Source organism: Actinoplanes sp. 13, from assembly GCF_056134165.1.
This window is the reverse complement of the sequence record NZ_JBVYOQ010000006.1, coordinates 18,890-31,312: the sequence shown is the minus strand read 5'-3', so window position 1 is coordinate 31,312 and position 12,423 is coordinate 18,890. Positions and strand designations below refer to the sequence as shown.

At 68.6% G+C, this 12,423-nt stretch carries 10 protein-coding genes; 7 read left to right on the top strand and 3 right to left on the bottom strand.

What is annotated here, in order from left to right; all coding sequences use genetic code 11:
- Positions 1-33: 33 nt before the first annotated feature.
- On the top strand, positions 34-5,409 hold the full coding sequence (pulA, locus tag AC0NH5_RS14780; protein ID WP_474404429.1) for a pullulanase-type alpha-1,6-glucosidase: 5,376 nt from the start codon (positions 34-36) through the stop codon (positions 5,407-5,409).
- A gap of 465 nt (positions 5,410-5,874) precedes the next feature.
- Here pulA and AC0NH5_RS14775 read toward each other — a convergent pair whose 3' ends face one another.
- Together AC0NH5_RS14775 and AC0NH5_RS14770 are read right to left on the bottom strand one after the other, a co-directional pair.
- A complete protein-coding gene (locus AC0NH5_RS14775; protein WP_474403847.1) occupies positions 5,875-6,405 on the bottom strand; it encodes a GNAT family N-acetyltransferase in 531 nt (176 codons plus the stop codon).
- Between the two features lie 356 nt (positions 6,406-6,761).
- A complete protein-coding gene (locus AC0NH5_RS14770) occupies positions 6,762-7,430 on the bottom strand; it encodes a hypothetical protein (protein WP_474403845.1) in 669 nt (222 codons plus the stop codon).
- A 246-nt stretch (positions 7,431-7,676) separates the two neighbouring features.
- On the opposite strand from AC0NH5_RS14770, the gene AC0NH5_RS14765 reads away from it, so the two are divergent.
- Entirely contained in the window at positions 7,677-8,549 is an 873-nt protein-coding gene (locus tag AC0NH5_RS14765) for a GntR family transcriptional regulator (protein ID WP_474403843.1), read from the top strand.
- Positions 8,515-8,940, top strand: coding sequence for a DUF6292 family protein (locus AC0NH5_RS14760; protein WP_474403841.1), 426 nt, complete (start codon positions 8,515-8,517; stop codon positions 8,938-8,940). Before AC0NH5_RS14765 ends, AC0NH5_RS14760 begins: the two co-directional genes overlap by 35 nt.
- A gap of 55 nt (positions 8,941-8,995) precedes the next feature.
- Here the strand turns inward: AC0NH5_RS14760 and AC0NH5_RS14755 are convergent, their stop codons facing one another.
- The gene (locus AC0NH5_RS14755; protein WP_474403839.1) at positions 8,996-9,802 is read right to left on the bottom strand and encodes a GntR family transcriptional regulator; all 807 of its coding nucleotides are present in this window, start codon (positions 9,800-9,802) and stop codon (positions 8,996-8,998) included.
- A gap of 369 nt (positions 9,803-10,171) precedes the next feature.
- Here AC0NH5_RS14755 and AC0NH5_RS14750 point away from each other — a divergent pair, with 369 nt between their 5' ends.
- From AC0NH5_RS14750 to AC0NH5_RS14735, 4 genes are read left to right on the top strand one after another with little or no spacing between them, the layout of a single operon-like run.
- On the top strand, positions 10,172-10,390 hold the full coding sequence (locus AC0NH5_RS14750) for a hypothetical protein (RefSeq protein ID WP_474403837.1): 219 nt from the start codon (positions 10,172-10,174) through the stop codon (positions 10,388-10,390).
- A gap of 21 nt (positions 10,391-10,411) precedes the next feature.
- Positions 10,412-11,131: a histidine phosphatase family protein gene (locus AC0NH5_RS14745; protein WP_474403835.1), complete on the top strand. Its 720-nt coding sequence runs from the start codon at positions 10,412-10,414 to the stop codon at positions 11,129-11,131.
- Positions 11,112-11,945, top strand: a complete 834-nt coding sequence (locus AC0NH5_RS14740) for an NAD(P)H-hydrate dehydratase (RefSeq protein ID WP_474403833.1) — start codon at positions 11,112-11,114, stop codon at positions 11,943-11,945. The genes AC0NH5_RS14745 and AC0NH5_RS14740 overlap by 20 nt, the downstream gene beginning before the upstream one ends.
- A gap of 53 nt (positions 11,946-11,998) precedes the next feature.
- On the top strand, positions 11,999-12,412 hold the full coding sequence (locus tag AC0NH5_RS14735; protein WP_474403831.1) for a CBS domain-containing protein: 414 nt from the start codon (positions 11,999-12,001) through the stop codon (positions 12,410-12,412).
- The last annotated feature ends 11 nt before the right edge of the window (positions 12,413-12,423 follow it).

Below are 12,423 nucleotides of genomic sequence, written 5' to 3'. Positions count from 1 at the left end.
ATATATACACCACAATCGATTCGGAAGGCGCACATCGTGGCACGCCGTCACCGATGGCTGGGCGCAGCGCTGCTCAGTCTTTTCCTCCCCCTGATCGCGGTGCCGGCCGCTGCCGCGCCGGCCGCCGTGGAACCCGGCGCGGCAGTCATCGCCCGATGGGGCTCCGATCAGCCTGCCAAGAACGAGCAGTTCTACTTCGTCCTGCCGGACCGGTTCGCCAACGGCGACACCCGCAACGACAAGGGCGGCCTGGCCGGCGACCGGCTGTCCACCGGATACGACCCGGCCGACAAGGGCTTCTACCACGGTGGCGACCTGAAGGGCGTGATGGACCGCCTGGACTACATCCAGGGTCTCGGCACCACGGCCATCTGGCTCGCCCCGGTCTTCAAGAACCGTCCGGTGCAGGGCACCGGCAGCGACGTGTCGGCCGGCTACCACGGGTACTGGATCACCGACTTCACCCGGGTGGACCCGCACTTCGGCACCAACGCGGACCTGAAGCGGCTGGTCAAGCTCGCGCACCAGCGGGGCATGAAGATCTACCTGGACATCATCGTCAACCACACCGCGGACGTGATCAAGTACGCGGAGGACGAGTACACCTACGTCGACAAGGCCTCTGCGCCCTATGTCGACGCCGAGGGCCAGCCGTTCGAGGACCGCAACTACGCGGCCTCCAAGACCTTCCCTGCGGGCGCCAAGGGCCCCTACACACCGGCTTTCGCCAACCCGGCTGACAAGTCGGTCAAGGTGCCGGGCTGGCTCAACGATCCGAGCATGTACCACAACCGGGGCGACTCCACCTTCGCCGGTGAGAGCAGCGAGTACGGCGACTTCTACGGCCTCGACGACCTCTGGACCGAGCGTCCCGAAGTGGTCCGCGGCATGACGAAGATCTACGCCGACTGGATCCGGGACACCGGCATCGACGGCTACCGCCTGGACACCGTCAAGCACTCCAACCTGGAGTTCTGGCAGCAGTGGGCGCCCGGCGTCGAGAAGGCCGCCGGCAAGGACGACTTCTTCATGTTCGGCGAGGTCTACAGCGCCGATCAGGAGATCCAGTCGAGGTACGTGCGCGAGGGCAACCTGCCGGCCACGCTTGACTTCTCCTTCCAGGAGACGGCCCGCGGCTTCGTCACCGGCAACAGCCCCGCCTCGGCGCTGACCGACCTGTACGCCAAGGACGACCTCTACACCGCCCGGGACACCGGCGCCGACCGGCTGCCGACCTTCCTCGGCAACCACGACATGGGCCGCATCGGCTCGTTCATCGCCGCCGCGGCGACCGCCGACACCCAGCTCAAGCGGGACCAGCTCGCGCACGAGCTGATGTTCCTGACCCGCGGGCAGCCGGTCGTGTACTCCGGTGACGAGCAGGGCTTCACCGGGCCGGGCGGCGACAAGGACGCGCGGCAGGACCTGTTCGCCAACAAGTCGGCGGATTACCTGGACGACGACCTGATCGGCACGGACCGCACGCACGCGGTGGACAACTACAACACCCGGCACCCGCTTTATCGTACGATCGCCGACCTCGCCAAGTTGCGGAAAGCGCACCCGGCGCTGGTCGACGGCCTGCAGGTCACCCGCTACGGGGCCGAGGGCCAGGGTGTCTTCGCGGCTTCCCGGATCGACAAGCGGACACGGTCGGAGTATGTGGTCGCGGTCAACAACGCTACTTCCCCGCAGACCGTGACGTTTCCGACATCGTCCAGCGGCGCCTTCGCCGGCATCTATGGCGCGACGGGTGCCCTCACCACGGCCGCCGGCAAGATCACAGTGACCGTGCCGGCGCTGTCGGCCGTCGTCTACCAGGGCGGGACCGTCCCGGCGAGTGCCACGGCGCCCACCGTCACGATCACGGCGCCGGAGGCCCCGGCCACGCGCGCCGAGCTGACCGCGGAGACCACCGGCGACCCGCTCGCCACCGTCACCTATGCGGTGCAGGTCGCGGGCGGCGGGTGGAAGCTCCTCGGCACCGCCGACCAGGCCCCCTACCGGATCCACCACGACCTGACCGGCCTGGCGGGCGGCACCGAGGTGCGGTACAAGGCAGTGGTGCGTGACAGCAGGGGCCGCCTGGCCTCGTCCACCACGAAGATCACCGTCGGCACGCCGGAGGCCACCTCCACCGCCGGGTACGCGGTCGTGCACTACCAGCGCCCGGCCGGCGACTACGACGACTGGGGCCTCTACGTCTGGGGTGACGTCGATGAGTCGATGACGACGACGTGGCCCGCCGGGCAGCCGTTCACCGGGCAGGACGCCTACGGCCGGTTCGCCTACGTGAAGCTGAAGCCGGGCGCCAGGAGCGTCGGATTCGTGGTGGTGGACAAGAACGGCGTCAAGGACGTCGACGCCGACCGGACGATCGACGTCACCGCGAACCCGGAGATCTGGATCAAGCAGGGCGACGCCGCGGTCCACCCGACCCGCCAGGCCGCCACCGGCGAGCCCGACCCGGCGCAGGACCCGAACAAGGCGATCATCCACTGGCGCAAGGCCGACGGGAACTACGACGGCTGGGGCCTGCACGTCTGGGAGGGCGCGGCGAACCCGACCGACTGGGCCGCCCCGCTGGCGCCGGCGCGGATCGACTCGTACGGCGCGGTGTTCGAGGTGCCGCTCGCCGAGGGCGCGACGTCGCTCAGCTACATCATCCACAGTGGCGACGCCAAGGATCTGCCCACCGATCAGTCGCTGGTCTTCAGCCAGGCCGGGCGTGAGGTGTGGTTGCTCGGCGGTCAGGAGACCCGGCTGCTGCCGTTGGTGCGGATCGCCGCCGGAGCCGGCGAGATCGACGTGGCGAAGTCACGGGCGGTCTGGCTGGACCGGGGCACCGTGGCCTGGAAGACCAGCACCGGCAGCACCCTCGAGCCGGTCGGTGCGGGGACGGACGGGAAGGTGTACGAACTCGTCTACTCGCGGAGCGGCGGGATCGGGGTGGCTGCCGGGGAGCTGACCGGGTCGTACCAGAAAATCGGTCTGACCGCCCGGCGCAACGGGCTCTCCGAGGCTCAGCGCGTGAAGTTCCCGCACCTGTGGCAGCACAACGCCTTCCGCGTCGATGCGCGCGACGTTGCCGAGATCCTGCGCGGTCAAGTCGTGGTGACCGAGCGGGACGCGGCCGGCAAGCTGCTCGCCGCCACCGGTGTCCAGCTCTCCGGCGTGCTCGACGACGTCTATGCGGCAGCGACCCGGGCGACGCTCGGCCCGTCGCGGAACGGCGTCGCGGTCTGGGCGCCCACCGCGCACAGCGTCGCGCTGGAGACCGACGCGGGTGTCACACCGATGACCCGCGACGACCGCACCGGCGTCTGGTCATCCACGAACCTGAAAAAGGGTGACTTCTACAAGTTCCGGGTGACCGCCTGGCAGCCCGCCACGCAGAAGGTCGTCACGGCGTCGGTCACCGACCCGTACTCGGTGGCCCTGACCGCCGACTCGACCCGCAGCCAGTTCGCCGACCTGGACGACGCGTCGTCGAAGCCCACCGGGTGGAGCGCGCTGCGCAAGCCGGCCGCCACCGCCCCCGCGAAGATTCAGATCTCCGAGCTGTCGGTGCGGGACTTCTCCATCGCCGACTCCACCGTGCCGGCGGCGGCGCGCGGAACCTTCACCGCCTTCACCCGGCAGAACAGCGCCGGCATGAAACATCTCCAGGAACTGGCCGGCGCCGGCGTCACCCACCTGCACCTGCTGCCGGCGTTCGACTTCGCCACCATCCCGGAGAAGCGCGCCGACCAGCAGCAGCCGCCCTGCGACCTGGCCTCGTTCCCGCCGGACTCCGAGCAGCAGCAGGAGTGCGTCGAGAAGGTCGCCGCCACCGACGGCTACAACTGGGGCTACGACCCGCTGCACTACACGGTGCCCGAGGGCGGTTACGCCGTCGACCCGCAGAAGCGGACCACCGAGTTCCGGTCCATGGTCGCCGGGGTCAACAAGGCCGGCCTGCGCGTGGTGATGGACGTCGTCCACAACCACACCTCGGCTGCCGGCACGGACGCCAAGTCGGTGCTCGACCAGATCGTGCCCGGCTATTACCACCGGCTGCTCGAGGACGGCTCGGTCGCCAACTCCACCTGCTGCGCCAACACCGCGCCGGAGAACGCGATGATGGGCAAACTCGTGGTCGACTCGATCGTCACCTGGGCCCGGGCGTACAAGGTGGACGGTTTCCGGTTCGACCTGATGGGCCACCACCCGAAGGCGAACATCCTGGCGGTGCGCAAGGCGCTGGACGAGCTCACGCTCGCCAGGGACGGCGTCGACGGCAAGAACATCGTCGTGTACGGCGAGGGCTGGAACTTCGGCGAGGTGGCGAACAACGCACGCTTCGTCCAGGCGTCCCAGACCGAGCTGGCCGGCACCGGGATCGGCACGTTCAACGACCGGCTCCGGGACGCGGTCCGCGGTGGCGGCCCGTTCGACGAGAACCCGCGGATCCAGGGCTTCGCGTCCGGCCTGGCCGGCGCCCCCAACGGCGACCCGGTGAACGGCACCGAGGCGGAGCAGCGGGCCCGCCTGCTGCACTACCAGGACCTGATCAAGGTGGGCCTCTCCGGCAACCTCGCCGACTACACCTTCACCGCCTCCTCGGGCACCGTGAAGAAGGGCTCGGAGATCGACTACAACGGCTCACCGGCCGGGTACAACGCGGCGCCCGGCGAGGCGATCACCTACGTCGACGCGCACGACAACGAGATCCTCTACGACTCGCTCGCCTTCAAGCTGCCGCAGGCCACCACGGCGGCGGACCGCTCCCGCGCCCAGTCGGTGGCGCTGGCCACCACGGTGCTCGGCCAGGGCGCCGGCTTCGTGACCACCGGCAGCGAACGCCTCCGGTCGAAATCCCTCGACCGGAACTCGTACAACTCGGGCGACTGGTTCAACGAGATCCTCTGGGACTGCGCGAAAGGCAACGGCTTCGGCCGCGGCCTGCCGCCCAAGGCCGACAACGAGCCCAAGTACCCGTACGCCAAGCCCCTGCTCGCCGACCCCGCCCTGATCCCCGACTGTGCGGCGATCACCGCGTCGAACAGTCGTCACCAGGAATTCCTCAAGATCCGTAAGTCCTCGCCGGTCTTCGGCCTGCCGACCCTCGCCCAGGTACAACAGCGCGTGTCGTTCCCGCTCGCGGGCAGCGGCGAGACGCCCGGGGTGATTACGATGACCCTGGACGGCCGGGGTCTCGATCCGAGATGGAAATCGGTGACGGTGGTCTTCAACGCCACCCCGTCGGCGGTCACCCAGAAGGTGTCCGCGCTGACCGGTAAGAAGGTCACCCTGCACCCGGTTCAGCAGGCGTCGGCCGACGCCTCGACCCGGACCGCGTCGTTCGCCTCCGCGACCGGCACGTTCACGGTCCCCGCCCGCACCGTCTCGGTCTTCGTCCAGAGCTGAGACCCACTGACGCGGCCACCGCTCACCCGATCAGCCCGGGTGGGCGGTGGCCGTCTTCTCAGATCAGATCCACTTCTGGAGTACGAGACAGCACACAGCACCGTGGCCACCCCGCGGCCTGCGCGCGACGCGAGCCTTTGCCGCGACCGCCGGGCTGAGCCCGGTGGTCACCGCCACCCCGGCCCGCACGCCCCGCGCCCCGCCCCACCCACCGGCGCGACCTCAGGCCCCGATGGCCCGCAGCGCGTCGTCCAGGCCGTCCCGCAGATCACGATGATCGCGATAGCGCGCCGGCTCGCCGCCGGACGTCCGGAGGACAGGAACCGCGCCCGGATCCGGCAGCAGCTCCGTGCCGAGATATCCGACACCGGCCAGCCGGGTCCTGCGCCCCTGGACCCCGTCCCCCCGATCAGCATCGCGCCGCAGGCCGGCGTCGGCAGGGGCAGCGGTCCCGGGCGTTCCGCCCTAGGCGTCGGCCGGCGTGCGAACCGGCCGCTGGAACAACCGGCTGGACGGGTAGTCCGGGATGTCGTCGCCGGTGCGGACCAGCTGGAAACCGAGGCGCTCGTAGTAGGCGTGCAGTTTCCGATTGGTCCGCCACACGTCGACGCGGGTCGACGTCGCGCCCCATTCGCGTACCGCACGATCGCCGGCCCAGTCGAGGAGCTGGGCGCCGATCTCCATCCCGGCGTGCGACCGGGCGACGACGAGCCGGTGCACATAGGCGGCCGGCTCCCGCAGCTCCGTCTCGTTCCAGAGGAACGGCAGGCCGGTGCGCCGCAGCGTGACTGTCGCGACGACGTTGGGCCCGTCCTCGACCAGCCAGGTCTCCTTGGCCGACAGGGCCCGGAGGATCCGCTCGTCGCGGTCCGCCGCGGACGGCCACGGTCTCGCCCACTGGTCGGTGTCCCGCTCGGCGAGCCAGCGGGACGCGTCATCGATCAGGTCGATGATCAGCTGCTGTTTGTCCGGCGTCGCCTGATGGCGCCTGTTCATGTTCAAGGACAGGGCTCCGAATCTGTTCAGGCAATCGTAGCCGTCGCCGGGGCAGACAGCAGATCAGCGGAAGGCCGCGGTGGCGGGTGACTGGATCTCCGCAGGCGCCTCACCGATGTTGTGGACGAGGTGATTGCGTTCTCTCCCTGGTTCGAGGGCCGTGCCGTGATCTGTCGCGGTATCCCACCTGCTCGAAGCCGAGCGTCTCGGCCACGTATCGCGCTCCGGCCGTCGTCGACGGTTCGGTCGATCTCTCGTCATCGGCATTGTGGTCGAACTGCCGGCCGACAGTGTCGGTGACGGTGGAGCCGAGGATGTACCCGGCCGCACCCTTCTGAACGTGCTGCCGTGGGTTCCTACTCGGCTGACTGATCAGGTACCTGACTGAGTTCCAAGTGACTCACCGGCGCGAGGGGCGCCATCGGATCGAGAGGCTCTGCCGTCCGCCACGTAACGGAGAAACGGCGCATCATCCTCTCGTACGACCTCGAATGGATAGGTGTCTCGAGGTACGTCTCCGGAGTCGAGCCGGGTTCGACGTCCGCATAGCGGTTCCACCGGTCGGCGTGATAGAGCACGAGCAGCGGCGGCTCTCGATAGGTTCGCAGCTCGAACGAGTCGAACTCGCTGAATCGCCCGGCCAGTGCGACGTATTCCTTCGTGAGCCGTGCAGCCCTCTTCGTGCCCAAGTCGTCGCGGAGCGGTGATGGGTGGCTGAGATCAGGAAGCAGGATCTGAACGGATGCACCGCGGGTGAGGGCGTCGAGCACAACCCGGCTGAAGTGTTGTCGAAAAGGCCGTTGCAGGAGGCGGGGCTCGGCCTCCAGCACATTGATCACGGTGGTGGCGTGATCAGCCGCGGTGAGGAACTTGCGGCGATCCAGTGACGGGTGCTCCCAGATGCGAAGCCGCCCCCGCTGATCGAGCTCCGGCTTGATCAGAGCCAAGATGATCACCCCGCCGGCCAGATCGGCGGCGATGTTGAGCCAGAGTGTGGGCCAGTAATCGGTGAGGCCGGCCGCCACGGCGGCGAGTGTCCCGGTGAGAAGAAGGACCAGGAGGACGCCACTGAGACGCCGGCCTCGTGACAGGTCACGGAGGGAGTGGTTGGTGCGGCGTCCACCCAACTTCATGGGGGCTCCCCAGCTTGGCGCTCAGAGGACCGATCGCTTAAACGATCATATTGTTCTAACAATTAGATTCATTCTAGCCACCACCTGAGTAGGATGAGCGCGGCGAGTGTGTGCCAACTCCCGTAGTTCGGAGGCATCGTGTCTGAATCATGGAGTGCTCAGGCCATCACCGAGGAGATCCGGAAACAGATCGAGCGCAACGAGCTGCCGCCCGGCGCCCGGCTGCCCACCGAGGAAGCCCTTCGGAACACATACGGCGTTTCGCGGGTCACGGTCGGCAACGCTATTCGGGCGCTCGTGTCCCTCGGCCTCGTCGAGCGGTTCCCGAGGCGGGGGACCTTCGTCCGGAACTCCACGCGCCCCTTCTTCATCACGCTCAGCATGGATCCCGAGACGGGCTTCGGTGGAGGTGAGGGTCGCTCGTTCGAGCGTGAGATCGAGGAGCAGCATCGCAGTCCCTCAGTCTCGGCGCTCGAGCTGCGCTTTGTCCGCGCGGAGCGCTTTGTGGCAGAGGCCCTCGACGTGACGGAGAAAGCCACTGTCGCCAGCCGATTTCAGGAGCACTTCGTCGACGAGAGACCTGGCTTCCTGCAGACCACCTTCTACCCGGGGTGGTTGATCGAACAGGGCGCTGACCGGGTGGGCAAGCCCGAGAATGTGCCACAGGGCGTGATGCCCTACCTCAGGCAGTCTCTCGGCATCGAGCAGGTTGGATATTGCGACGAACTCCTGGTGCGACCCGCCACCCTCGACGAGGAGAATTTCTTCGGGCTGCGCGGTGGACGGCAGCGCTCCGTCATCGAAGTCCGGAGACGATCGTTCGACTCCGAGCAGCGACCGATTCGACTCACCATCAGTGTGTTCCACCCCGACCTGACAAGAATCCGAGTTTTTGTCGGCAAAAATCCCTTCTCTCACACTCTTTCCGAACCTGCACCACGGCAGGTCCGGTCCACCATCGAAGAAGTGGAAGACGATGATCCAAGCAATCCTGCCGCCACCTCATCCTGACCCGCATGTTGATGCGACCCGGCGGTACATCACCTCGGTCGTCCTCGAACTGGCCAGCCGAGACATCATGGTGAGCCGCAGTTGGCTGGACCCGAGAGAGCCGCGGGACGCCACCGTTCTCCTGGCGGGCGACATCCGCGCACTGGTCTGGGACGAAGAGACCGGCTGGCGGAGCGGAATGTTCGTGTCAGGCCGTCAGGGTGTGCGAACCGTCTTGACCGATTGTCGTTGGCTGGCAGGCGGTGTGCTGCCGTCGGCTGCCGGCCTGGTGGACGCGCTGCTGGAAGAACGCTTCACCGGACGCGTGATGCATCGGCGCCACACCGACATGCACGACGGCTTCGAGGAAGATCTGCTGCACGTGGACAGTCGCGCTCTCGCGTACTCCTGACCCCGCGGGCCGGCGCCGCTTCGGCGGTGCCGGCCACCTTTTCGTCCGTGGATCGTCAACCCGGCGAATTGCGGATTCGGTGTGACGGGATCTCCGTAGGCACCTCACCGATGTTGTAGACGAAGTGATTGCGGTCGGCGGGCCAGACCGTGACCGTGTAGCGGATCGGCAGGCCGGCCCGCTCGTACGCCGTCCGTGACGTCTCGAGGACGGCGACACCGATCTCCGGGAGCTTGAAGAACGCGATCTCCCCCTGGTTCGGGGGGCGCGCCGTGATCTTGTCGCGGTATCCCACCTGGTCGAATCCAAGCGTCTCGGCCACGTATCGCACCGTGCCGGACTCGATGATGGCGGCCTGGACCAGCTTGATGGCGCCTTTCGTCACGAACTCCATCGGGTAGAACGACGTCTGCATCGCCCACGGCTTGCCGTCGATGCGTAGCGTCTGGTGCCGGGAGACCACCTGCTCGCCCTCGGCAAGCCGGAGTTCGTCGGCGATCCGCCCGGTTGCGGACTGGATCTCCACGCGGAGGTTGCCCTCCTCGGGCGTCCGGGCCTGGGCCTTGGCCGCTTCCCGATAGGCGATGCCCTCACCGCCACCCAGGCCGGTGTCGCTGTCCTGGGACAGCGTGATCTCGAAAGGCACGATCGTGTCCACCGCGAAAGAACCCAGGCCGGGCCTGGTGACCACCAGCCCCTGGCTAGTCAGGGCGCGGACCGCGTCGCGCACCGTGTTTCGCGATGCGTTGAACTCGTCCCGCAGCTCGAACTCGGTGGGCAACCTGGATCCCGGCTCGATAGCTCCGGACTCGATCCGGCGGCGCAACTCATCGGCGATCTGCCGGTACATCGGCTCGGCCATCTGTCCCTCCAGCCTGATGGGATGGTTGGGAGGAGTCCGGTGCGTGACCTTAGTTGTACAGCAGCAACGCGAGGGACAGAATCGACAGGTTGGGATGTGTGGTACCAGCGGTCTCGATCGGGCCACTCGAGCCGCCCGACGTCAGGTTCGAGCGTCCTGCCGGCCCCGGCCCGCCACGCCGAGCTCGACCGCGACAAGGATCGCCACGCCGGTCACCGCACCACCACCATTGGGCAGGCCGAAACCTGAGAGCTGACGGGCATCACGATCACCAGGACGGCGCGGACCAGACCGGGGCCGGGAGCGGCGACCCTCAGGGCCACGGCGCGATTGCCGATGAGGTGGCCACGAACGTGAGGAGGCGAGAAAGTGGATCCGCTGCTGCTGATGGTCCGTGCGGAGCTGGTCGGTCGGCTGACGTCGGCCGCCGGCTCGATGGCTGCCACCGCTGAGATGCTCGTGAAGGTCCGGGAGGTCGCCGGTGACGTGTGTGGCACCGAGTCGATGCGGGTGGCCATCGAGGAGTTGACCGCCACCCGGGAACGTCTGCTGGCTCAGGCGGGGGCGATCAGCGCATCCGGACGGTGAAAACGGGTAAAGCCCCGGACCATGGAGCAACTGGAGTGGCTGGCGGTGGTCCGGCACGGGTTGAGCACCGGCAACGTCACCGCGGAACAGGCCGAGTCGGGCGGCGCCGAGTCGATCGACATCCCGGAGCGCGACGCCGACGTGCCTCTCGCCGACCTCGGGCGGGAGCAGGCGGCGGCGGTGGGCCGTTTCCTGAAGGAGCGGTCGCCGACCCTCGCCGTGGTCTCGCCCTATCTGCGGACCCGGCAGACCGCGGAGATCGCCCTGGACGGCGCCGGCATCGAGATGATCGTCGACGAGCGGCTGCGTGACCGTGAGCTCGGGGTGCTCGATCTGCTGACCGCACGGGGCGTGCACGCCCGGTTGCCGGACGAGGCCGCGCGCCGGGCCCGGCTCGGCAAGTTCTACTACCGGCCACCGGGCGGTGAGTCCTGGGCCGACGTGCTGCTGAGGCTGCGGGCACTGCTGCGGGAGATCCGCGAGGACCATCCCGGTGAGCGGGTGGTGCTCTTCGCCCACGAGGCGACCGTACTGATGGTGCGATATCTGGCCGAGGGGCTCAGTGAGGCGGAGCTGATGGCGATCGCCCACGAGACGGCGGTCGCGAACTGCTCGGTCAGCTCGTGGCGGCGTGACGGCCACCGGCTCGCGCCGGAGCTGTTCAACGCGGTGGATCACCTGCACCGCGAGGAGACGCCGCCGACCCGGCAGGAGGACGTCGATGACAAGCCGACCCGATGAACGGGTGATCACGTCCGGCCTGCTGAGTGAGTGGGCGCTGCCCGACCCGGCCGGTGACAAGGAGTCCCGCGGCACGGTGCTCGTCGTCGGCGGCGCCCGGTGCACCCCGGGCGCTGTCCTGCTCGCCGGGGTGGCTGCCCTGCGCGCCGGGGCGGGCCGGCTCCAGCTGGCGGTCGCCGCGGAGTCGGCGGTGCCGTTGAGCATCGCGGTGCCCGAGGCGAAGGTGATCGGGCTGGACAAGCCCGACGAGATGCTGTCGCTGGCCGAGAAGGCCGACGTGGTCGCGCTCGGACCGGGCCTGGACGACATCGACCACACCACCCGGCTCATGCGGTCGGTGCTCGGCGCGGCCGGCGATGACACCGCGGTGGTGCTCGACGCGTACGCCCTGGGCGCTCTGAGCAAGGACCGGACCCTGCTCCGTCAGCACCGCGCGGTGTTGACCCCGAACGTGATCGAGGCGGAGCACCTGCTCGGCCGCGATCCCGGTGACGACCTGGCGGCCGTGGCCCGCGAGCTGGCTGACCGGTACTCCGCGGTGGTCTCGGTCTACGGCCACATCGCCGCGCCCGGTGGTGCCGCCTGGCGGGAGGAGAGCGGCGACGCGGGCCTGGGCACCTCGGGCAGCGGTGACGCCCGTGCCGGCATCGTCGCCGGCTTGCTGGGCCGCGGCGCGGACCCGGCCCAGGCCGCGTGCTGGGCCGCTTACGCGCACGCGATGAGCGGCCGCCGGCTGGCCGTCAGGTACGGCCGGGTCGGCTTCCTGGCGCGGGAAATCGTCGACGAGGTGGCCACGACGATTGCGACGGTCTGAACCCGGGTACGCATCGTTATAGCAATGTCGCTCTATGGAAGGAGTTGACGGTCATGACGACCGCCCGCGAGATCATGACCCGGGACGTCACCTGCGTCGGCGAGAAGGAGTCCCTCGCGGAGGCCGCCCGGAAGATGGCGCAGCTCAATGTGGGCTCGCTACCGATCTGCGGTGAGGACAACCGCCTGCACGGCATGCTGACCGACCGGGACATCGTCGTGAAGGCGCTGGCCCAGGGTCGCAACCCGCAAGAGACCCTCGCCTCCGAGCTGGCCGAGGGCAAGCCGATCACGGTCGGCGCCGACGACGACGCGGCCGAGATCCTGCGCACCATGAGCCAGTACAAGGTGCGCCGCCTCCCGGTCATCGACGGTCATCAGCTGGTCGGCATCGTCGCGGTCGCCGATGTGGCCCGCGCGCTGCCCGATCGCCCGGTGGGCGACCTGATCGACGCGATCAGCGAATAACGACGAAGCCC